The organism is Gordonia hongkongensis (genome assembly GCF_023078355.1).
Classification (GTDB): Bacteria; Actinomycetota; Actinomycetes; order Mycobacteriales; family Mycobacteriaceae; genus Gordonia; species Gordonia hongkongensis.
This window is the reverse complement of the sequence record NZ_CP095552.1, coordinates 1,855,915-1,877,793: the sequence shown is the minus strand read 5'-3', so window position 1 is coordinate 1,877,793 and position 21,879 is coordinate 1,855,915. Positions and strand designations below refer to the sequence as shown.

Annotated in this window: 18 protein-coding genes, 1 pseudogene and 1 riboswitch; of the genes and pseudogenes, 7 read left to right on the top strand and 12 right to left on the bottom strand. The window is 68.4% G+C overall.

Annotation, left to right across the window (positions count from 1 at the left end):
* Positions 1–19: 19 nt before the first annotated feature.
* Genes MVF96_RS08515 through MVF96_RS08505 form a run of 3 tightly spaced genes read right to left on the bottom strand, consistent with a single transcriptional unit; the run spans position 20 to position 3,085 of the window.
* A complete protein-coding gene (locus MVF96_RS08515) occupies positions 20–1,120 on the bottom strand; it encodes a YhjD/YihY/BrkB family envelope integrity protein (RefSeq protein WP_058250665.1) in 1,101 nt (366 codons plus the stop codon).
* A 49-nt stretch (positions 1,121–1,169) separates the two neighbouring features.
* Positions 1,170–2,225: a tryptophan--tRNA ligase gene (trpS, locus tag MVF96_RS08510; RefSeq protein WP_058250876.1), complete on the bottom strand. Its 1,056-nt coding sequence runs from the start codon at positions 2,223–2,225 to the stop codon at positions 1,170–1,172.
* Between the two features lie 23 nt (positions 2,226–2,248).
* Positions 2,249–3,085 carry an exodeoxyribonuclease III gene (locus tag MVF96_RS08505; RefSeq protein ID WP_058250666.1) on the bottom strand — a complete coding sequence of 279 codons (837 nt, stop codon included), beginning with the start codon at positions 3,083–3,085 and terminating at the stop codon, positions 2,249–2,251.
* A 149-nt stretch (positions 3,086–3,234) separates the two neighbouring features.
* On the opposite strand from MVF96_RS08505, the gene MVF96_RS08500 reads away from it, so the two are divergent.
* Positions 3,235–3,417, top strand: coding sequence for a (2Fe-2S)-binding protein (locus MVF96_RS08500; protein ID WP_058250667.1), 183 nt, complete (start codon positions 3,235–3,237; stop codon positions 3,415–3,417).
* Between the two features lie 100 nt (positions 3,418–3,517).
* A complete protein-coding gene (gene bfr / locus MVF96_RS08495) occupies positions 3,518–4,003 on the top strand; it encodes a bacterioferritin (protein ID WP_058250877.1) in 486 nt (161 codons plus the stop codon).
* 78 nt (positions 4,004–4,081) lie between these two features.
* Here bfr and MVF96_RS08490 read toward each other — a convergent pair whose 3' ends face one another.
* Together MVF96_RS08490 and MVF96_RS08485 are read right to left on the bottom strand one after the other, a co-directional pair.
* Positions 4,082–5,359: an MFS transporter gene (locus MVF96_RS08490; RefSeq protein WP_058250668.1), complete on the bottom strand. Its 1,278-nt coding sequence runs from the start codon at positions 5,357–5,359 to the stop codon at positions 4,082–4,084.
* Positions 5,360–5,450: 91 nt separating this feature from the next.
* Entirely contained in the window at positions 5,451–7,151 is a 1,701-nt protein-coding gene (locus MVF96_RS08485; protein WP_068971755.1) for a cutinase family protein, read from the bottom strand.
* 268 nt (positions 7,152–7,419) lie between these two features.
* A riboswitch (SAM riboswitch) is annotated at positions 7,420–7,540 on the top strand.
* A gap of 62 nt (positions 7,541–7,602) precedes the next feature.
* Here MVF96_RS08485 and MVF96_RS08480 point away from each other — a divergent pair.
* Both MVF96_RS08480 and metX read left to right on the top strand, forming a co-directional pair.
* Positions 7,603–8,937 carry a bifunctional o-acetylhomoserine/o-acetylserine sulfhydrylase gene (locus MVF96_RS08480; protein ID WP_058250669.1) on the top strand — a complete coding sequence of 445 codons (1,335 nt, stop codon included), beginning with the start codon at positions 7,603–7,605 and terminating at the stop codon, positions 8,935–8,937.
* 16 nt (positions 8,938–8,953) lie between these two features.
* On the top strand, positions 8,954–10,108 hold the full coding sequence (gene metX / locus MVF96_RS08475; protein ID WP_058250670.1) for a homoserine O-acetyltransferase MetX: 1,155 nt from the start codon (positions 8,954–8,956) through the stop codon (positions 10,106–10,108).
* A gap of 32 nt (positions 10,109–10,140) precedes the next feature.
* Here metX and MVF96_RS08470 read toward each other — a convergent pair whose 3' ends face one another.
* The 3 genes from MVF96_RS08470 to MVF96_RS08460 all read right to left on the bottom strand — a co-directional run bounded on the left by MVF96_RS08470 (position 10,141) and on the right by MVF96_RS08460 (position 13,124).
* Entirely contained in the window at positions 10,141–11,706 is a 1,566-nt protein-coding gene (locus tag MVF96_RS08470; RefSeq protein WP_058250671.1) for an Hsp70 family protein, read from the bottom strand.
* 168 nt (positions 11,707–11,874) lie between these two features.
* Positions 11,875–12,147, bottom strand: coding sequence for a DUF3017 domain-containing protein (locus MVF96_RS08465; protein WP_058250878.1), 273 nt, complete (start codon positions 12,145–12,147; stop codon positions 11,875–11,877).
* 101 nt (positions 12,148–12,248) lie between these two features.
* Positions 12,249–13,124: a bifunctional methylenetetrahydrofolate dehydrogenase/methenyltetrahydrofolate cyclohydrolase gene (locus MVF96_RS08460; protein WP_175404280.1), complete on the bottom strand. Its 876-nt coding sequence runs from the start codon at positions 13,122–13,124 to the stop codon at positions 12,249–12,251.
* Between the two features lie 40 nt (positions 13,125–13,164).
* Between MVF96_RS08460 and MVF96_RS08455 the strand changes: the two genes are divergently transcribed.
* Both MVF96_RS08455 and MVF96_RS08450 read left to right on the top strand, forming a co-directional pair.
* Positions 13,165–14,097, top strand: a complete 933-nt coding sequence (locus MVF96_RS08455; protein ID WP_058250880.1) for a serine/threonine dehydratase — start codon at positions 13,165–13,167, stop codon at positions 14,095–14,097.
* 55 nt (positions 14,098–14,152) lie between these two features.
* On the top strand, positions 14,153–14,617 hold the full coding sequence (locus MVF96_RS08450) for a tRNA (cytidine(34)-2'-O)-methyltransferase (RefSeq protein WP_058250672.1): 465 nt from the start codon (positions 14,153–14,155) through the stop codon (positions 14,615–14,617).
* Here the strand turns inward: MVF96_RS08450 and MVF96_RS08445 are convergent, their stop codons facing one another.
* The 4 genes and pseudogenes from MVF96_RS08445 to MVF96_RS08430 all read right to left on the bottom strand — a co-directional run bounded on the left by MVF96_RS08445 (position 14,618) and on the right by MVF96_RS08430 (position 19,430).
* On the bottom strand, positions 14,618–14,845 hold the full coding sequence (locus MVF96_RS08445; protein WP_058250673.1) for a DUF167 domain-containing protein: 228 nt from the start codon (positions 14,843–14,845) through the stop codon (positions 14,618–14,620).
* Between the two features lie 63 nt (positions 14,846–14,908).
* Positions 14,909–18,196, bottom strand: a complete 3,288-nt coding sequence (locus MVF96_RS08440) for an error-prone DNA polymerase (RefSeq protein ID WP_165630259.1) — start codon at positions 18,194–18,196, stop codon at positions 14,909–14,911.
* Positions 18,197–18,242: 46 nt separating this feature from the next.
* Positions 18,243–19,043 (bottom strand): annotated as a pseudogene (locus MVF96_RS08435) (enoyl-CoA hydratase).
* Between the two features lie 24 nt (positions 19,044–19,067).
* Positions 19,068–19,430: an ArsR/SmtB family transcription factor gene (locus MVF96_RS08430; RefSeq protein ID WP_078112077.1), complete on the bottom strand. Its 363-nt coding sequence runs from the start codon at positions 19,428–19,430 to the stop codon at positions 19,068–19,070.
* A 365-nt stretch (positions 19,431–19,795) separates the two neighbouring features.
* On the opposite strand from MVF96_RS08430, the gene MVF96_RS08425 reads away from it, so the two are divergent.
* Entirely contained in the window at positions 19,796–21,748 is a 1,953-nt protein-coding gene (locus tag MVF96_RS08425) for a heavy metal translocating P-type ATPase (protein WP_078112078.1), read from the top strand.
* The last annotated feature ends 131 nt before the right edge of the window (positions 21,749–21,879 follow it).

Genomic DNA, 21,879 nt, shown 5'->3' with positions numbered 1-21,879 from the left:
AGACGACCAGCGCCGGAGGTCAACGCCGCCGACGCGCTCCGATCAGCGCGGCCGCGACTGCGCCCAGTCCGACGGCGGCCGCGAGGGCGCCGGGCCGGGGCGCCGGGCTCACCTCGACCGTCGGCGAGATCTGGACCGGCCGGTGCAGTTCCGCGTCCGGTTCTTCCACCACCTGGTACTTGCTGTTGATGGGGTCGGTCGCGCACCACGCGGTGGCATACAGCACGATCCGCGACGCGAGGTACGCGAAGACGAACACACCGAAGATCGGACCGAACGCCACCCCGGCCGGCGAACCCAGGACCGATTGGAGATACAGCCCGCCAAGGGATTTCATCAGCTCGAACGCGATCGCGATGACCAGCCCGGCCTTCATGGCGTGCGTCATCGGCAGCGGCACCAGCGGTAGCCGCGCCAGCACGAAGGTGAAGAGCAGCCAGCTGGCGAACACCGACACGACGATGGCGACGGCCCGCACCACGACCGGGGCCCATGACGCGTCGTCGAGGCCCACCCAGGAGAGCATCGTGGTGGTGAGCCCGCTGTTGCCCAGCGTCGTCAGCGCCATCGTCACGGCGAAGGCCATGCCCAGCAATGCGAACGTGAGGAGATCCCACACCTTCGACAGCACGGGGTTGCGGTCGACGCGACCCCCGTACATCTCGGTGAAGGCCACCCGGACGCCGGAGATCCACCCGATCCCGGTGAAGGCGGCACCGATCAGACCGACGATCCCTACCGCGGCGCGGGAGGAGATCGCCGAATCGATGACCTCACTGAGCTGCTCGCCCATCTTGCCGGGCGCGGCGTCGACAACCGCCTGTTGCAGGTCTTCGAGCAGCTGTGGCTGATTCGCCAACACGAACGCGGCGACCGAGAACACCACCATGATGATCGGGACGAGCGCGAGGATGCCGTTGAAGCTGATGGCCGCCGCATACACGTTTCCGCGCCGGTCGTTGTAGCGTTCGACGGTCTGCACCAGGTGCTCGACGGCGGGCCACTTCTCCCGCGCCGCGGCGAAGGCCGACTTGCCCTTGTCGACGGTCGTCATCCCTTTGTCCACCGCCGATTTCGCCGTGTCCACCGGTGATCTCGCCGAGTCGCGCGCGGAGGTCATGGATCGCCTTCCTGGTCGGATCGCGGGACGGCGTCCGGCGGATGCGGTCTCACCGGCCAGGCGCCAGGAACCCCACCTTGTCATAGACCGACGCCAGCGTCTCGGAGGCGATGGCACGCGCGCGGGCCGCGCCCCGAGCCAGGATGGCGTCGAGTTCGGCCGGATCGGACAGGTACTCCTCGACCCGCCCGCGCAGCGGGGTGACGAACTCGGTCAGCACCTCCGCGGTGTCGACCTTCAGGTCGCCGTATCCCTTGCCCTCGTATTTGGCGACCAGATCGTCGACGCCGACACCGGACAGGGCCGACTGGATGGTCAGCAGGTTGGAGACACCAGGCTTATCGACGACATCGAACCGGATCTCCGAACCGGTATCGGTGACAGCCGACCGGATCTTCTTCGCCGAACGTTTCGGATCGTCGAGCAGATTGATCAGACCTTTGTCGGTCTCGGCGGATTTGCTCATCTTGGCCGTCGGGTTCTGCAGGTCGTAGATCTTGGCGAACTCGGCGACGATGTGCGCCTGGGGCACCTTCAGCACCTTGCCGAACCGGGAGTTGAATCGCTGGGCGAGGTCGCGGGTGAGTTCGAGATGCTGCCGCTGGTCCTCCCCGACCGGAACCCGATCGACCTGAAAGGCGAGGATGTCCGCGGCCATCAGGATGGGGTAGGTGAACAGGCCGACGCCCGCCGCGTCGACGCCCTGCTTGGCCGACTTGTCCTTGAACTGGGTCATCCGGCTGGCCTCGCCGAAACCGGTGATGCACGACAGGACCCACGTCAGCTGGGCGATCTCGGGGATGTGGGACTGCACATAGATCGTCGACCGCTCGGGGTCCACACCGACGGCGAGCAATTGCGCGACGCTCAGGCGGGTGCGTTCGGCGAGGACCTTGGGGTCGAACGGCACCGTGAGTGCGTGCATGTCCGGGATGAAGTAGAACGCCTCGAAGTCGTCCTGCAAGGCCACCCACTGCCGGACCGCACCGAGATAGTTCCCGAGGTGGAAGGAGTCACTCGTCGGCTGGATACCGGACAGCACACGCGGACGGGTCGGCATCGACTCGGCCGCGGGCTCTCCGTTGCGCTCTACGTCGCTGGTCATGACGCCCAGTTTGTCAGACCCGGTCACTCGTACCGCACGGTGACCGGAGCGTGGTCGGACCAGCGGAGGTCGTAGGCCGCCGCACGTTCCACCTCGGCCTTGGTCGCCCGGCCGGCCAGCATCTTGTTGGTGAGCTGATAGTCGATCCGCCATCCGGAATCGTTGTCGAAGGCCTTACCGCGCCACGACCACCACGAGTAGGGCCCGGCGTCGTCGGGGAAGAGTTCGCGCATGACGTCGCGCCACCCGGCGGCGAGCAGGTCGGCCACCCAGGCCCGTTCGTGCGGTAGGAAGCCGGGGCTCTTGAGATTGCCCTTCCAGTTCTTGATGTCGGCTTCGGCGGGCGCGATGTTCCAGTCGCCACCCACGACGACGTGGCGGCGTCGACGGACCAACCGATCCAGGTATGCGCCGAACTCACGCATGAAACGGACCTTCTCGTCGTGCTTGGCGATGTCCTTCTCGGCGTCGGAGAGCGCGGCACCCTTCGGCAGGTACAGGCTTCCCGCGGTCAGCGGTCCCAGGTCGGTGTCGACGTCGACTTCGAGATAGCGGCCGAGGTCGTCGAACTCCGCGCTCCCGAATCCGACGCGCACCGCCGACGGCGCGCTACGTGTCAGCACACCGACGCCCGCGTGACCCTTCACCGAGGACTCGCTCATCGTCAGATGCCATCCGGTGTCGAGCACCGGCGCCAGCGCGTCGCGGGCGAGTTCCTCGCTCGCGCGGACCTCCTGCAGCAGGACCACATCCGGTCCAGATGTGTCGAGCCAGGGCAGCAGGCCGCGGTTGGCCTCCGATCGATGTTTGACCGCTGCGCGGATTCCGTTGACGTTCACCGTGGAGATCGTGAGTGGCACGGGGCCACATCCTACGGCGGCGGTCCGACAGCCCATCGGCCGTGATCGCGCCACTCGGACAGCGTCGATAAAAGGTAAGGCAACCCTTGTGCGGACACCCTAAAATATGTAAGCATTGCCTAATCCAGGCACGAAGGTGAGTTTCCGAGATGTTCGTTTGCATATGCCGCGCCGTCACCGTGGACGAGGTCCATGCGCACTGCGATGCGGGCGCGTACACGGTCGACGCGATCAGCGACCGCTGCGGCGCGGGCGAAGGCTGCGGGACCTGCCTGGACGAACTGCACACCATCCTGAGCGAAAGGGCGTCAACCGCGACGACCGCTGCATGACCTGACCTCCGACCCGACGAACCTCGCGCGAGACGACGCGCGGGGGGTTTTGTCGTGTTACGGTTCGAACGGACATACACGGGAAATGGGAGGCGGACAGATGCGTGGCGACCCCGAGGTCATCGACCTCCTCAACGAACAGCTCACGAGTGAGCTGACCGCGATCAACCAGTACTTCCTGCACGCGAAGATGCAGCAGAGCTGGGGTCTCACCGAGATCGCCGCGAAGACACGGGCCGAGTCGATCGAGGAGATGACTCACGCCGAGGTCCTGACCGATCGCATCCTGTTCCTCGACGCCCTGCCCAACTATCAGCGCCTGCTGCCGCTGCGTATTGGGCAGTCGATCCGGGAGCAGTTCGAGTCGGACATGTCGATCGAGGTCGAGGTGGTGGAACGACTCCGCCCCGGAATCGCGATGTGCCGGTCCAAGGGCGACATCACCAGCGCCAACCTCTTGGAGCAGATCCTCGCCGACGAAGAGGAACACATCGACTATCTCGAGACGCAACTCGAGCTGATCAACAAGCTCGGCGAGCAGCTCTACCTGTCGAAGACGATCGCCACACCGCCCACGAACGGCTGATTGCACCGACTCGACGACACGAGGGCCGACCGGACTTATCCGGTCGGCCCTCGTCGTAGGTAGAACGGCCGCGCTCGTTCAGGACCCGACGGGCTGGTGCCGCGCGGTCGCGAGGGCCACGACGGTGACCGCGATACCCGCCACCGCGAGCATCACCCCGACCACCGACGGCGCCAGGTATCCGTAGCCGGCACCGACCACCACGCCACCGAGCAGCGCTCCGGCCGCGTTGGCGATGTTGAGCGCGGAATGGTTCAGGGCCGCGGCCAGGGTCTGTGCATCGGCCGCCACATCCATCAGCCTGGTCTGCAGCGCGGGTAGCATCATCGATCCCGTGAGCGCCACGAGGTAGGTGAGGATCAATGCCGCCCAAGCATTCTCGGCCAGCACCGCAAAAGCGCCGAGGGAGAGTGCGGTGGCGGTGAGTCCGCCGAGGATCGCCACCGCCACGCTGCGGTCCGCGACATAACCGCCGACGAAGTTGCCGGTCACCATTCCCAGTCCGTACAACATCAGGGCGAACGGCACGACCGACACCGACAGCCCGGTGTCGGTGGTCAGCGCGGAGTTGAGATACGTGTAGAACGCGAACATCCCACCGAACCCGACGGTTCCGATGACCAGTGTGAACCAGACCTGGGACCGCTTGAGTGCACCGAGCTCGGTGAGCGGGTCGGTGGTCTTCACCCCGCTGAGCGTGGGAAGCACCCGGATCAGCGCGACGACGGTGGCGATTCCGATCACGACCACGATCGCGAACGCGGACCGCCAGCCGAGCGTCTCACCGAGCCAGGCGGCCGCCGGTACGCCGAGGACGTTCGCGACGGACAGACCGAGCATCACCTGTCCCACGGCCTTGCCACGGTTGCGCGGGCCGGCCAGATGAGCGGCGACCAGAGCCGCGACACCGAAGTAGGCGCCGTGCGGGAGGCCGGCGACGAATCTCGCCACCAGCAGCAAACCGTAATCCGGTGCGAGGACGGTCGCGAGGTTGCCGACCGTGAACGCCACCATCAAGCCGATCAGAAGCGTCCGACGGGACATCCGCGCGGTGAGCGCCGCGATCAGCGGCGCACCCACCACCACACCCATCGCGTAGGCCGAGATGACATGTCCGGCAGTCGGTTCCGAGACACCCAGAGATCCGGCGATGTTGGGCAGGAGGCCCATGGCGACGAACTCGGTCGTCCCGATCCCGAATCCACCCAGCGCAAGGGCGAGGATCGTCCACCGACGCACCCGGCGGGACACCTCGGCCGATTCGGCCCGCGCGGGGCTGCGGAGTTCCCCGGCGGTGGACGGACCCGTCAGTGAGGGGTCGGCCGGGGCTTCGGTCGTCGAGAGAGCATCAGGCACGGTCGATGCCAACCCGCGCCCGTCAGCGCTGATTCCTCAGCCGGTGGTGAGTTCATTCACACACGCAGTGTCCTCAGCATCGCGCGGGGTGTCAGTCGCCGGCTTCGGAGCCCGCATCGCTGTCGGGGTCGGACGGGTCTGCGGAAGGCCCGTCCGGGTCCGAAGCCGTGTCGGACGAGCCGGCCTTCTCGCCGTCCTCTCCCCCGTGGCCGTCGGTTCCAGACGTCTTGACATCGCTTCCCGAGGGATCGGTGGCGGCCGGCGAGTCGTCGTCGCGAGGCGGGGCAGGCGCGGGGTCCGCGTCGGGCGTATCGGTCTCGGTATCGGTGCCCGTGTCGGCCCCCGACGACGTGTCGGTCGTGTGGCCCACCGGGGGCTGCTCGGCCGGTGACGGGTCGGTGGCATCCGGTTCGGCACCCCGGGCCGCCGACGGCTCGGACGAGGGGCCGGACCCGCCCACTTCTTCAGCGCGGACCGGCCCCACGGACTCGTCGGGTACGGCTGCCAGTCGCGCGAACGTGGACGATCGCAGGTGCGACGTGTCCGCCGCGAGAATCGTGACGGCGCCGCCCTCCGACGCCACCGGCCCGATGAGCGCGCCCGCCCAGTATCGGACGAAGTTGACCGGCAGCAGGACGATGCTGCGCACGCTGGCAGCCAGGGCGCTGACACCGCGCACGAACCGAGCCGGTGTCGCGGTGACGATGCCCTGCAGGATGTCCTCGAAGACGAAGATGTCGGGTAGGTATGCGCCGTACCCGAGACGTGGGAGTGGCGGCAGCAAGCCCTGCACCAGCCGGACCACCGGCTGCAGATTCGCCAGTTCGATGCCGAACGGAAGCCCGATGGTCGGGCGATCCGACAGGAAATCGCCGATGGCGCCCTGGTAGCCGAGGTTGCGAGCCCAGCCCTGGACGAGTTCGGCGAGTGCGGAGTCCGCAGCGACCATACAGACGCCGTCCGCACATTCGACCGGACGTTTCGCCCACGTGTATCCCGGCTGCAGCGGGTTGCCCGACATCTCCTCTGGATACAGGAAATGCTTGACCTGGTAGCCGAGGATGCCGTCGATGGCGCCGATCGGGTCGTAGACGGGATCGGGCAGGTCGCAGATCGGGTCGCCCTCGATGCACACCGACACGACCCGGTCGCTGACCGTCCCGAAGCCGGCGTCCGTGCTGCCGGCACCACGTGGCCCCGACATGGTCAGTCCGGGAATGATCCCGATCAGCGACAGCTCGATACCTCGCCCGGTCTTGTCACCGGCCTGCCGCGGATCCGAATACAGCTCGCCCGACACCCCGACGTCGGAGATCACGACGTCGTCGCTGGGATCGTCGGGCGTGTTCGCGACATCGAACTTCCGGCCGTTGCCGATACCGGCGAGCACGTCTCCAGCGATGCGCGCCCCTTGCGAATAGCCCGTCACCACCACCGGCGCCTCGGACCCGCACGCTTCTCGATACGACGAGATCGCGGACGCCGTCGATGCGATCCCCTGTTCGGTACTGCGGTCGTACCCCGTCGCTCCGAGCGGCCATATGGTCGCCGGGTAGGGCGCGTTGATCACCTCATAGCCCTGCTCGCGGTAACGCTCCTTGACGCCCTCGAGCAATAGCGACTCAGCGTCGACGGTCCCCCCGACCACCACGACGGCACCGCTGCACGAGGGCCCGCCGGCTGTCGCCGCCGCCACCCCGGTGAAGCCGAATGCGGCGAGGGTCGACAACGTCGACATCGAGGCGGCCAACAGAGCGACGCGTCGGGTCCGGAGATGAGCCATCACGGCCATGAGCGCTCCTGTGCGAACCCGGACCACCTGAGCGGAGCATTCCGGTGCAGCCGGGGCTGTCCCGAACTCTAGATCCGCGATCGCGGAACCGACAGCACGCTGAGCGTCGCTAACTACCTTGACCAGTGGTTTCGTATCTGACCACACCCGATTTCACTCGGTCGGAGGACAGCCACCGGCACCCTTCCGGTGCACTTCTCAAGGGTTGGGCGCGGCGTGACCGGGACGGTTCTCGGGCGCTCACATCCGTGTTATATCCTTGTCGCCAGGTCATGAGTATCAGTGCGAAGCCCCGGCTGGCTGATCGGCAACCCTCCTTCCGCGGTGGGGTGCTCCGGGTGATGACCGGGTTGCGGGATCGCAGTGGCGATCCCCGGCAAGCGCGGGTCCGAAGGTCGGACCCCAACAGGGTCGAGTTGGCCCTGCCGACCGTAGAAAGTGATGAATCGCCATGTCTGATGTCCCTGACGGCACCCTCGACAGCAACGATCCCAGCGAGAACTGGAGCTTCGAGACGAAGCAGATCCACGTCGGGCAGTCCGCGGACGCGGTGACCAACGCCCGTGCGCTGCCGATCTACCAGACGACGTCGTATGTCTTCAACGACACCCAGCACGCGGCCAATCTCTTCGGGCTCGCCGAACCGGGCAACATCTACACACGCATCATGAATCCCACGCAGGATGCCGTCGAGCAGCGGATCGCCGCGCTCGAGGGCGGCGTCGCCGCGCTGCTCGTCGCATCGGGACAGGCCGCCGAGACCTACGCGATCCTCAACGCCGTCGAGACCGGCGGGCACGTGGTGTCGAGCCCCCGCCTGTACGGCGGCACGTACAACCTCTTCCACTACACACTGCCCAAGCTCGGGGTCGAGGTGAGCTTCGTCGAGGACCCCGAGGATCCGGCGTCGTGGCAGGCCGCGGTCAAGGACAACACCCGCGCGTTCTTCGGTGAGTCGATCTCCAACCCCAACAACGAGATCCTCGACATCTCGGGGATCGCGGAGGTCGCGCACCGCAACGGCGTACCCCTCATCATCGACAACACCGTCGCCACCCCGTACCTGATCAGCCCGCTGGCCCACGGCGCCGACATCGTCGTGCACTCGGCGACGAAGTACATCGGCGGTCACGGCACCGCGATCGGCGGCGTCATCGTCGACGGCGGCACCTTCGACTGGCGGGTCCAGCGCGACGGGAAGGACCTGTTCCCCGGTTTCACCACGCCGGACCCGAGCTACCACGGTGCTGTCTTCGCCGACCTGGGCGCGCCCGCCTTCGCACTCAAGGCACGCGTGCAGTGGTTGCGTGACACCGGCGCGGCGATCTCCCCGTTCAACGCGTTCCTGTTGGCACAGGGCCTGGAGACGCTGAGTCTGCGCATCGAGCGCCACGTCGCCAACGCGCAGAAGGTCGCCGCCTTCCTCGATGCACACCCGCAGGTCGAGTCCGTGGCGTACGCGGGTCTGGAGTCCTCGCCCTGGTACAAGCGCGGTCAGGAATTGGCCCCGAAGGGTCAGGGTGCGATCATCGCCTTCGAGATCCAGGGCGGAGTGGACGCCGGCAAGAAGTTCGTGGACGCGCTCAGCCTGCACAGCCACGTCGCCAACATCGGCGATGTGCGGTCGCTGGTCATCCACCCCGCCTCGACCACACACAGCCAGCTCACCCCCGAGGAGCAGCTCGCCGCGGGCGTGGCCCCGGGACTGGTCCGGCTCGCCGTGGGCATCGAGGGAATCGACGACATCTTGGCCGATCTCGAACAGGGATTCGCGGCGGCCAAGTGAAACAGGTGAGGCAGCTTTGTCGGTGAGTATCGACCTGAATGCGACAGCATCTGATCAGCCCGACTGGGAGACCCTCCCGGACGGGGAACTCGTCGGCATTCCCATCGGCTCGTTGCCTCTCGACAGCGGAGCACGGATCGACGACGTCACCCTGGCGTTCCAGCGCTGGGGGACGTTGTCGCCGTCCCGCGACAACGTCATCCTCACGCTCCACGCACTGACCGGCGACTCGCACGTCACCGGACCCGCCGACGCCGACCACGACTCGGCCGGATGGTGGGACGGGCTGATCGGCCCGGGACAGGCCATCGACACCGACGAATGGTGCGTCATCTCCGCCAACGTCCTGGGCGGATGCAAGGGCTCGACGGGTCCGGGCTCCATCGCCCCCGACGGTCGGCCCTGGGGCTCACGCTTCCCACAGATCACCGTGCTCGACCAGGTCCGCGCCGAGGTGGCACTGCTGGACCGCCTCGGAATCCGCAGCGTCGGTGCGGTTCTCGGCGGTTCGATGGGCGGCGCCCGCGCGCTCGAGTGGGCCATCGAGTACCCCGACCGCGTCCGCAGCGCCCTCGTGCTCGCCGTCGGCGCCCGCGCGACCGCGGATCAGATCGGTATCCAGTCCGCACAGATCGCCGCGATCAAGGCCGACCCGGACTGGTGCGGCGGCGACTACCACGGCACCGGCCGCATTCCGTTGCAGGGCATGGGGATCGCGCGTCGGATCGCCCACCTCATGTACCGCAGCGAGCCGGAGCTCGACTCCCGCTTCGGCAACGACGCCCAGGGCGACGAGAATCCCCTGACCGGCGGGCGCTACGCCGTGCAAAGCTATCTCGACCACCAGGCGTCGAAGCTGATGTCCCGCTTCGACCCGGCCAGCTACGTCGTCCTCACCGAGGTCCTCAACCACCACGACGTCGGCCGTGGTCGCGGCGGAGTCGCCAAGGCGCTCAACAATTGCCGCGTTCCGGTGATCGTCGGGGGGATCGACTCCGATCGTCTCTACCCGATCCGGCTGCAGGTCGAACTCGCCGACGAGCTGGGCAACTGCGTCGGCGGGCTCCAGGTCGTCAACTCCGAGACCGGCCACGACGGATTCCTCACCGAATTCGATGCCATCAGCGATCTACTCAAGCGCACTGTCGAACTCGCGCGTCGCGACGCCTGACGGACCGTAACCCAGCTGTCGGCGGCGTCCTGTCAGCGCGGCGCCGGCACCGACGGGACCGGGCTGCCGGACCGAGGTACCGGGGTCACCGGTGAGCCCGACTCCCCGTCAACGGATTTCCCCGGTTCGGCTACACCCGGAATCTCAGTCGACCCGGTGGCGCGGGTGCTGCTCGGCCGCGGCGGGCCGCTGGGCGCGGAGCGCAACGTCGACGTCGAGTACGTGGGCGGCGGCGGAGTGGGCGCCACACTCGGCGGACGCATACCCGGGGGCAGCAGGTCCGGCGGGATCGTCGGTGTCGAACCGGGCGGGAAGGTCAGGTCCGGCCACGGGAACGGCGAGAGGGTGCGGGTGCTGGTACTCGTGGACGGCCGCGTCGGCGGCAACTCCGTCGTCGCCCATGCCGGCGGGTCGTTCCAGCCGGTCTCGGGCGCGGGCCGTTGCGTCGGAACGGGAGTGACGACGGTGGGCTCGACGGGTTCGGCCGGGATTCGGGTGATCGGCTGGGAGGTGGGCCGCGCGGTGGACGGCGGCTCCTCCTCGCTGGTCGCCGCCGCGGGGGGCACACTGCTGACCGACGGCTGCGGCTCGACGGCCGGACGGTCGGCGAACGACGAGCTCACCGCGTAGATCGTCATCAATGTGGCCGCGATGACCGCCCCGGCAACCGCAATTGGGGTCGCGGAAAGCCACTCGCGCTGCCGCTTGCCCCCGATGAACGCCAGACGCGCTGCGCCCGAATAACTCTGGAGGGCCAGCAAGGCTGCGCCGGTGGCCACGACCAGCTCCGGCGCCGTCGGGTTCACGACCTCGAGCTCATGCTCTGCCGCGATCGCGCGCACCGCGGGGAGGTTGGCGAGTCCGCCGATGAACACCACCGCGTCCGGTCGTACGCCGCGTGACCTGACGGCCGCTACATAGCGGGCGAACACTTCTTTCGCATCACCGATCATCGGCGCGATCGCCTGCTCGACCTGGGTCGCGGACAGCGCCACACGACCGGTGTTCGCCGAGACCGCGACGACCGACTCGGCGGCCGCGACGCCGCCGTAGGCGATCTCTTCTTTCGCGGTCCGGCACGCGCTGCGCAACTCGCTGCGCTCCGCCCGCGTCCGAGTGGCGTCGCCCAGGACGGGATTGTCGGCGGTCAGCTGGTCGACGATGGACCGGTCGAGACGACGACCGCTCAGCACGGTCGAGTGCTCGGCGTCGCCGATGCGACCCTCGCGGGGATCGACGGTGTAGAGCGACATGCCGGTGTCGCCGCAGTCGACGACGACGGCAGACGAGAAACGGTCGATCTCCCCGGTGTCGGTCAGGTAGGCCAGCACGGCCTCGTCCTCGCCGGCGAGACGGACCTGACGCCGGGGTCCGCTGCCCCGTGAACGCAATTGCCGACGCTGGCTCCCCGTGCGTGCGGCGACCCCGATCGGGCCCACTCGCGTCCCGGTCTCGCGGGCGGCGCTGAGCATCACGTCGATCCCGGCGTTGACCCGGCCGGCGGAATCGAGGCCGTCGGTGGGATCCACGTCGATCACGCGGGAATCGACCACACTGCGACCGAGATCGTCACGCGTCAAGAGGACGTAGTGAATCATGCCAGCCCCTGCTGACACGCCCATGGACGTCACTTCATTCACGGTGCCGTCGGTTGGTGATGCGGTGATACAAACTCCAGCGGTCGGTGTGTCTGCGCAGAGCAGCGGAAAATTGCCTGGTTGAACGCATGACTGGTCCGCCAGGTCACGCTCAGGTCTCTATTGTAATCAATCCGTGCCCAAAGAGTCGATCGACGCCGCCAGCCACAGCATCACGCCGCCGACCGTGGCCATCGCCGTCACGTCGAACGATTTGCCCCTGACCTGCAACAGGCCTGCCTGCGAGGAGGGGATGAAGGCACGGAGTACGGCTCCGACGAGCAGAGCCGCCCCGAAGACGAAGGACCCACGCCGCCAGCGATCGAACATCACGAGCAGCGCGGCGGCCAGCACACCCAACATCACCAGCAGGTACGGGAGCTGGATGAGCACTGCCCGCAACCGGGAGGAGTCGGCGGCACGACGCCCCCGGTGTCCGGGACGGGCGTCCGCGGCGCCGGGCGGTTCGGAGTGAGCGGACTCACTCTGGTGCTCCTCTCGGGTCACGCGTCGCTACCACTCCCCGAGGCGAGCATCTGCTCAGCACGTTCGACCACGTTGACCAGCAGGAACGCCCGCGTCAGCGGACCCACACCACCGGGGTTCGGCGAGACGTGGCCCGCGACCTCCCAGACATCGGGATGAACGTCGCCGGCGAGACGACCCTCGTCAGTACGGCTGACACCCACGTCGACCACCGCGGCGCCGGGCTTCACCATGTCCGCGGTGATGAGGTGCGGCACGCCGGCCGCGGCGATCACGATGTCGGCCCGGGCGATCTCCGACGCCAGATCCGTGGTGCCGGTGTGGCACAGCGTGACCGTGGCGTTCTCACTCCGCCGGGTCAGGAGCAGCCCGATGGGCCGGCCGATGGTGACCCCGCGCCCGACCACCGTGACCCGGGCGCCGGCCAGCGGGACGTCGTAGCGTCGCAGGAGGTGGATGACCCCGCGCGGGGTGCACGGCAGCGTCGACTCCTTGCCCAGCACCAACCGCCCGAGGTTGATCGGGTGGAGTCCATCGGCGTCTTTCAGCGGGTCGATCCGCTCGAGGGCGGCATTCTCGTCAAGATGCTTGGGCAGCGGCAACTGCACGATGTAGCCCGTGCAGGCCGGATCGGCGTTGAGCTCGTCGATCGCCGCGTTGAGCTGCTCGGTGGTGGCATCGGCCGGCAGGTCCTTGCGGATGGAGGCAACGCCGATCCGGGCGCAATCGGCGTGCTTTCCCTTGACATAGGAGTGCGAACCCGGATCGTCGCCGACCAGAACGGTACCCAGACCAGGCGTGATACCCGCCAGCCTGAGCTTCTCCACCCGCTCGGCCAGATCAGCGAAGATCTCGTCGCGCGTGGTCTTGCCATCGAGTCGTATCGCGGTCACGCCGACATTCTTCCACGGCGCTACTGTCGGAACGGTGACCGTGGTGCGCAGCGACGTCGACCTCGCCCGCGCGGCGATCGCACCCCACCTCCGTCGCACGCCGACACTACGCACGACCATCGACACCGTCCACGGGCCGGTCGAGGTGGTTCTCAAACTCGAGTACGCCCAAGTCGGCGGGTGTTTCAAACCGCGCGGCAGCCTCTGGGCGACGCTGCACGCCCAAGACCAGGGATTGCTGACCGACGCCGGTGTGCTCGTCGCCTCCGGCGGCAACGCCGCGATCGGCGCGACAATCGCGGCGCGGATCGTCGGCGTGCCGGTCACCGTGGTGATCCCCGAGACCGCGCCGCCGGTCAAGATCGACGCGCTGCGCGCCGCGGGAGCGCGCGTCCACCTCATGGGACGGCGCTATTCCGAGGCCGCCGACGCCGCCGTCGCGCTGGCAGAGCAGACCGGAGCGCTCGCGCTGCACGCCTACGATCTCCCCGATGTCGTCGCCGGCGCCGGCACCATCGGTCTCGAGATGATCGACGACGTGCCCGGACCGCTCACGACCGTCGTCTGTGTGGGCGGGGGCGGGCTTCTGGCGGGCCTCGCGGCGACGCTGCGCCCGGGCGACCGCATCGTCGGCGTCGAACCACTCGGCGCGTCATGTCTGCATCAGGCCCTCGCCGCGAGAACTCCCGTACCCGTCGAACTCGAGAGCATCGCCGCGGACTCGCTCGGCGCCACCAGCGTCGGCGGGCTCTGTTGGAACGCCGTCGCCGGGAACCCGGCGGTCGGGAGCGTCCTGGTGACCGACGAACAGATCATCGCGGCGCGACGGATGCTCTGGGACACCCACCGCATCCTCGTCGAACACGGCACCGCCACCGCGGTCGCCGGTGTGGTCTCGGGAGCTGTTCGGCCGCAACCCGATTCGACGCTGTGCATCGTGCTCTGCGGGGCCAACACCGCGCTCGCCGTGTGACCGGCGCGATCGCGCGACATCTGCGACGGTCGTCACCGACTACGCTGACACCATCATGTTCCGAATCATGTTCTACCAGCCGTGCATCCCGCCGAACACCGGCAACGCGATCCGGCTGGCCGCCAACACGGGGTGCGAACTGCACCTCATCGAACCGCTGGGGTTCTCGATGTCCGACGCGCAGGTGAAGCGCGCGGGACTCGACTATCACGAGATGGCCAACGTCACCGTGCATCCGAACCTGGTGACCGCCTGGACGACGCTGAAGCCGGAACGGGTCTTCGCGTTCACCGCCCATGCCGAGCGCTATCACACCGACGTCGACTACCAGCCGGGCGACGTGTTGCTGTTCGGCCCCGAGCCGACCGGGTTACCGGCGGAGGTCCTCGACGAACCCGAGGTGACCGACCGGGTCCGCATCCCGATGCTCGCCGGACGTCGTTCCCACAACCTCGCCAACGCCGCGAGCATCGTCGTCTACGAGGCGTGGCGTCAGCACGGTTTCGCCGGCGCGGTGTGATCAGCCGACGCGGTAGCGCTTGATGCGTGCCGTGGCACCGCCGATGAGCGCGATCTTGCTCTTCGGGACCCCGAGGTGGGCGGCGAGCAGTTCGGAGACGGCCTTGTTCGCCCGGCCCTCGGTGGCCGGCTCGCGGACGTAGACGGTGATCGCGCCGCCGGGACCCGTCTCGACCAACGGGCCCTTGCTGCTCTTCGGTTTGACGGTCACCACGACCTGTTGCGGCATGACTCTTCCTGTTCTTCGTGAACACCGATCCGGCTCGGACATCCCGGCGCGTCCGCCGGAGGACTACTGCCAGTCCCGGGATCTGCTCCCCACCCGAAGATCCATGCGCTGCAGTCGATCTGCGACGACGGTCACAGCGCCTTCGGCGTTCTGCACCCGGCCGCGGATCAGCAGAGCGGGTGCCGTCTGAGCGAGTACACGGTACCGCGCCCACAAACCGACCGAACACACCACGTTGACCATCCCGGTCTCGTCCTCGAGGTTGATGAAGGTCACCCCGGACGCGGTGGCGGGACGCTGCCGATGGGTCACCGCGCCACCGACCAACACGCGCGAACCGTCGGGCACCGACAGCAGGCGATCGGCGGCCAGCACTCCCATCGCGTCGAGCCGGGGACGCAGGAACTGCGTCGGATACGACGTGGGGGTGATCCCCGTGGCCCAGGCGTCGGTGGCCGCCAGCTCGACGTCGGAGAGACCCGGAAGGGTGGGGGTCGCCTGCGCCGATTCCAGGGCCAGCTGATCGTCGCGCACCGTCGCGGCGGCCCCGGCCTCCCACAGGGCCTGACGCCGGCTGAGGCCGAACCCGTCGAAGGCGCCGGCACCGGCGAGCCCCTCGAGTTCCTTGGTCGTCAGCCGGGCGCGCCGGGAGAGATCGGTGATGTCGAGGTAGGGACCGTCGGACCGGCGGTCGACGATGCGCTGCGCCGCCTCCTCCCCGACCCCGCGTACACCGTCGAGACCCAACCGGACATCGAGACCCTCGTTCTCCAGAGTGGCGTGCGCGAGTGAGGCATTGATGTCGGGGCGATGGACCGCGACACCGTGCCGTCGGGCGTCGGCCACCAGGGTCTGCGGTGAGTAGAAACCCATCGGTTGCGCCCGTAGCAGCGCGGCGCAGAACGCCGCCGGGTGATGCAGCTTGAACCACGACGAGTAGAACACCAGGGACGCGAAGCTCTGCGAATGACTCTCCGGGAAGCCGAAATTGGCGAACGCGGCCATCTTCTCGAAGATGCGGTCGGCGGTGTCCCCGGTGATGCCGTGCAGGTTCTCCATGCCCTCGTAGAAACGTTGCCGCAGGCGTTCCATCTTCTCCGGCGACCGTTTGGAACCCATCGCCCGGCGCAACTGGTCGGCCTCGGAGGCGTCGAACCCGGCCACGTCGACGGCCAACTGCATCAGCTGCTCCTGGAACAGCGGCACCCCCAGGGTGCGTTCGAGCGCCCTGCTCATCGACGGATGCTCGACCGTCACCGGCTCTTCTCCGTTGCGCCGCTTGATGAACGGATGCACCGAGCCGCCCTGGATGGGGCCGGGCCGGATCAGGGCCACCTCGACGACGAGATCGTAGAAGCAGCGCGGTTTCAGCCGCGGGAGGGTGGCCATCTGCGCACGGGACTCCACTTGGAACACGCCGACCGAGTCGGCGCGACAGAGCATCTCGTACACGGCGGGTTCAGCGAGGTCGAGGGTGGCGAGGTCGACGTCGATCCCCTTGTGTTCGGCGACCAGGTCGATCGCATAGTGCAGGGCGGAGAGCATGCCGAGACCCAGCATGTCGAACTTGACCAGTCCGATGGCGGCGCAGTCGTCCTTGTCCCACTGCAGCACGCTGCGGTTCTCCATCCGCGCCCACTCCGTGGGGCAGACATCGGCGATCGGCCGGTCGCAGATCACCATGCCGCCGGAGTGGATACCCAGATGCCTTGGCATGCCGAGGATCTCGCCGGCGAGTTCGGCGACGTCGGCGGGCGCGGTGTCAGGCATCTTGGCCCAGGCGTCCTGCTGACCGGGCGCGTACCCGAGCGCCCGGGCCATGTCCCGGATCGCCGACTTCCCCCGGTAGGTGATGACGTTGGCGACCTGCGCGCTGCGCTCCCGGGTGTAGCGGCGGTAGACGTACTGGATGGCCTCCTCGCGTCGGTCGGATTCGATGTCGATGTCGATGTCGGGCGGGCCGTCGCGCTCGGGGGCCAGGAACCGTTCGAAGAGCAGCGTGTTGGCGACCGGGTCGACGTTGGTGATGCCGAGGGCGTAACAGACGGCCGAGTTGGCCGCGCTCCCCCGGCCCTGGCAGAGGATGTCGTTGGCCTTGCAGTAATCGACGATGTCGGCGACCACCAGGAAGTAGCCGGGGAACGTGAGCGTCTCGATGATGGCGAGTTCGTGCTCGATCTGCCGGTAGGCCTGCGGATGTTCGGCGGGGGTGCCGTACCGGCGGCGTGCCCGGGTCATGGTGAGTTCGCGCAACCAACTCGCCTCGGTGTACCCGTCGGGGACGTCGAAGGGTGGCAACTGCGGTGCGATGAGGCCCAGGTGGAATGCGCAGTCCGCGGCGATGCCCACCGCGTTGTCGATGGCATCGGGATGTGCGGGCAGCAGCCGCGCCATCTCGTCGCCGCTGCGCAGATGTGATCCGGCAACGCCGGGCATCCACCCCGAGATGGTGTCGATGTCGGTGCGGGCCCGGACGGCGGCCATCGCCATCGCCAGCCGTCGGCGCCGGGGCGCGGCGAAGTGGGCGCCGGTGGTGGCCACGGTCGGCACGCCTGCCCCGGCGGCGAGGCCGGCGAGCACCGCGTTGCCTTCGTCGTCGTCGGCCATGCCCTGCGCGGTCAGCTCGACGACGATGTTGTCGTGGCCGTAGGTCTCGATCAGTTCTCGCAGCGCCTGCTCGGCGGCCGGGACGCCGCCGCGATCGAGTGCTCGTCGGAGGGCACCCTTCCGGCATCCGGTGAGGATGAGCCAGTGCCCGCCGCCGGCCGCGGCGAGGGCTTCGCGGTCGTAACGGAGCAGGCCCTTCTCCCCCGCGACCATGTGCGCGTCGGCGATGGTCCGTGACAGACGGCGGTAGCCCTCACCGTCCCGGGCGAGGACCAGCAGATGCTCGCCCGGTGGATCGTTCTGGCCTGTCCGCGCGATGTCGGGTTCCAGTGACAGCTCGGCACCGAAGACGGTCGGCATGCCGAACTCACGGGCCGCCTCGGCGAAGCGCACGATGCCGTAGAACCCGTCGTGATCGGTGACGGCCAGTGCGCGGAGTCCGAGCCGTTGCGCCTCCTCCACCAGCTCCTCCGGCATCGACGCACCATCGAGGAAGCTGTACGAACTGTGGGCGTGCAGTTCGGCGTAGGGCACCGCCGACGAGCCGCGCGCGATGTCCTCGGCCTGGTAGGCGCCGCGTTTGCGCGACCAGGCCGGACTGTCGCCGCCATCCCCGGGGAACGGCGCCCATTCGCTGAGGTCGGGACCGAACTCGGTGCCGGGCCGGTCGGCACTGCCGGGCGCTCGGCCGGCGAGCACCCGTTCCATCTCCGACCACGTCGGTGGTCCTTGATCCCAGCCCACCCGCCAAGCCTATCGAACACAAGTTCGATGCGACAGCGGGGAGGGGTCAGCTGTTGGCCCGGCCCCGCTCGACGATGCCGGACCGACGATCGGCCACCCGAGCGGGGTCGAAACCTGACATCCACTCGACCGACGTGTCGTTCTCCACGTCGAGCGCCGGGCCGACGAGATGCTGCTCGGCACGCCGATACGAGTCGAGCATGGTCCGCACCGCGAGCTGGTCACTCCCGGCCATGGACACCGCGAGTTCCATCGCCGAGGCCATCAGCTGATCGTGGGCCACCACCTCGGTCACCAAACCGACCCGCAGCGCCGTCTGGGCATCGACGAACTCCCCGGACAGGCTCATGCGGCGCGCGAAACCCCGGCCGACCGCTGCCGGCAATCGAGACGTCAGACCCCAGCCCGGCAGCACCCCGACCCGCGAATGGGTGTCGACGAAGCGGGCCCGTTCGGACGCGATCAGGACATCGCACGCGAGGGCGAACTCCAGACCACCGGTGGCGGCGACACCGTTGACGGCGCCGATGATCGGCTTCGAGATGGGGCGCCACGGATGCCCGACAGGTACGTCCGCATGATCGAGCAGTCGAGCACTGTCGGTCGACGAGCCCAACTCGGCCAGGTCCAGGCCGGCGCAGAATGCCGAGCCCGCGCCGGTGAGGATGACGACGTCGACGTCATCGTCGTGATCCGCGTTCGCCAATTCGGAACGGAGAGCGACGATCAGGTCAAAGCTGAGCGCATTCCGGACCTACGGACGGTTGAGGACCAACGTCCGCACCCGCCCGGATTGCTCGATCCACAGAAGCGGTTCTCCCGACGTGGCCGTGTGGTCACTGGTCATGCGATGCCTTTCGGTGACGTCGGATCAACCCGCCGATTGCGGACGCTCGGCGAGCCCGAGCCGCAAGTGTTCGCTGTGGTAGACCGCCTCGTCGAGCAGCTGGGCGACATGGCTGTCATAGAGGCTGTAACTGATCGACCGACCCGACCGGGTGCCGGTGACCAGCCCGAGGTTGCGGAGCAACCGGAGCTGATGGGAGACCGCGGACTGCTCCATGCCGACGGCGTCGGCGAGATCGGTCACCGAGCGCGGTCCGGACCGCAACTCGGTGAGGATGAGCAGCCGGCTCGGGGTCGCCAGCGCCTGCAGGGTGGTGGCGACGTGCACGGCCGATTCCGGATCGAGCCGCGCAGCCGGCCGCATCCCCTCGTCGATGCCGTGTCCCATGCAGCGGATGCTACCGGCTGGACATTACATGAAAACCTCTTCATATGAACTGTTACTGTCTGAGAGGTGGATGTCGGCGAGTGGCTTCGACTCGGCGCCTCGCTCGCGCTCGGTGCCGGCTCAACCAGCAGGAAGGTGGTTGTCGGCGAGTCGCTTCGACTCGGCGCCTCGCTCGCGCTCGGTGCCGGCTCAACCAGCAGGAGGGTGGCTGCCGGCAAGTGGCTTCGACTCGGCGCCTCGCTCGCGCTCGGTGCCGGCTCAACCAGCAGGAGGGCGGCTGTCGGCAAGTGGCTTCGACTCGGCGCCTCGCTCACGCTCGGTGCCGGCTCAACCAGCAGGAGGGCCGACGACAGACGGGAGACACGATGGGTACGGCGGAGACGACGGAACGAACGGCCCGCAACTCGACGCGCGCGGGAGCCGACCGCGGGAGCACCCCGCCGTCGATCCTCCGGACGGGACTCCGGCTACCCGAGGTGCGCTGGGCGGGCCTCGCGCTGGCACTGTTCCTCGCGGGTTGGTTGCTCCAGATCAGCCAGGCGCCCGAATGGTCCTGGTGGACCGCGTATCTCGCGTGCTATCTGGCCGGCGGATGGGAACCGACCCGATCGGGCCTGCAGGAACTGCGGGGACGACGACTCGACGTCGATCTGCTGATGATCGTCGCCGCCGTCGCCGCCGCGTCGATCGGGCAGGTCTTCGACGGCGCGCTGCTGATCGTGATCTTCGCGACCTCGGGAGCTCTGGAGGTCGTCGTCACCCAGCGCACCGCCGATTCGGTGACCGCCCTGCTCGGACTGGCCCCCGAACGTGCCACCCTGTATGCGCCCGACGGCACGACACGCGAGATCGACTGCCGCGAACTCGAAGTCGGCCAGCGTATCCTCGTCCGTCCGGGCGAACGGGTGGGCGCGGACGGCGTCGTCGTCGACGGCCGCAGCGAGGTCGATCAGCAGGCCGTGACCGGCGAGTCGGTCCCGATCGTGCGGGCGGCGGGCGACGACGTGCTGTCCGGCACCGTCAACGGCACCGGCGCGCTGATCGTCGAGGTCGCCCGTCCGGCGTCGGAGTCGGCCATCGCCCGCATCGCGACGCTCGTGGCCGAGGCATCCGAGACGAAGGCACCGACCCAGCTCTTCATCGAGAAGGTCGAGCAGACGTACTCCGTCATCGTCGTCGTCGCCACCCTGCTGGTGCTGGGCATCCCGGTGATGTTGTTCGGCAATACTTTCGACGAGGCGCTGCTTCGTGCCATCGTGTTCATGATCGTCGCCTCGCCCTGCGCCGTCGTCCTGTCGACGATGCCGCCGCTGCTCGCGTCGATCGCCAATGCCGGTCGGCACGGCGTCCTGGTCAAGTCCGCCGCGGTGATGGAGTCGGTGGGACGGACCTCGGTCGTCGCGTTCGACAAGACCGGCACCCTCACCGAGGGACGCCCGCAGGTCGTCGACGTGGCGGCGCTCGACGGTCACGACCCGTCGCAGGTGTTGGCGCTGGCCGCCGCGGTCGAGTACCCCAGCGAGCATCCCCTCGGTCGCGCGATCGTCACCGCCGCCGCCGACCGCGGACTGGACGTCGAATCGGTGGAGGGTTTCCGGGCGCTTCCCGGACGCGGGGTGACGGGGGCGGTCGGCGGGCGCCGCGTCACCGTCGAGCGCACCGTCGCCGGTTCGACCGGGACGGTGGTCGGCGTACTCGTCGACGGGCGGGAGATCGGCCGGATCGAACTCGTCGATCGCCTGCGGGACGACGCCGCCGAGGCGGTGCGGCTTATCGGCGACGTCACGTCGGGTTCGGTCCTGCTGCTGACCGGCGACCGGCCATCGGTCGCCGCGGACGTCGCCGACCGGACCGGAATCCGCGAGGTACACGCCGACCTGCTGCCGGAGGACAAGGTCCGGATCGTCGGCGAGATCGAGGGACACGTGCTCGTGGTCGGCGACGGCATCAACGACGCACCGGCACTCATGGCGGCCGGGACCGGCATCGCGATGGGTCGTCGCGGTGCGGACCTCGCCGTCCAGACCGCCGACGCGATCATCGTGCGTGACGACCTCACCGCGGTCCCCGCGCTGATACGGCTGTCCCGCCTCGCCCGCCGTTACGTCATCGCCAATCTGTGCATCGCCGCCACCGTGATCCTCACCCTCGTGACCTGGGATCTCATCGGCACCCTGCCACTCCCCCTGGCCGTGGCCGGGCACGAGGGTTCGACCGTGCTCGTCGCGCTCAACGGCGCCCGCCTGTTGCGGAAGTCGGCCTGGTCGGGCGATCGCGGTGCACAATCGACGGGGTCGAACGCACAGTCGACGGAATGAGACGCACGATCGACGCGTACGGGCGCGCGACGCCGCGCGCGTAGTCATTGCCATCGCCGCAAGTTAGTGTCACCCTGAGTACCAGACAGATCCGCGGCCCGCGGACCGTGGACAGCCAGCGGGCCGTCGGC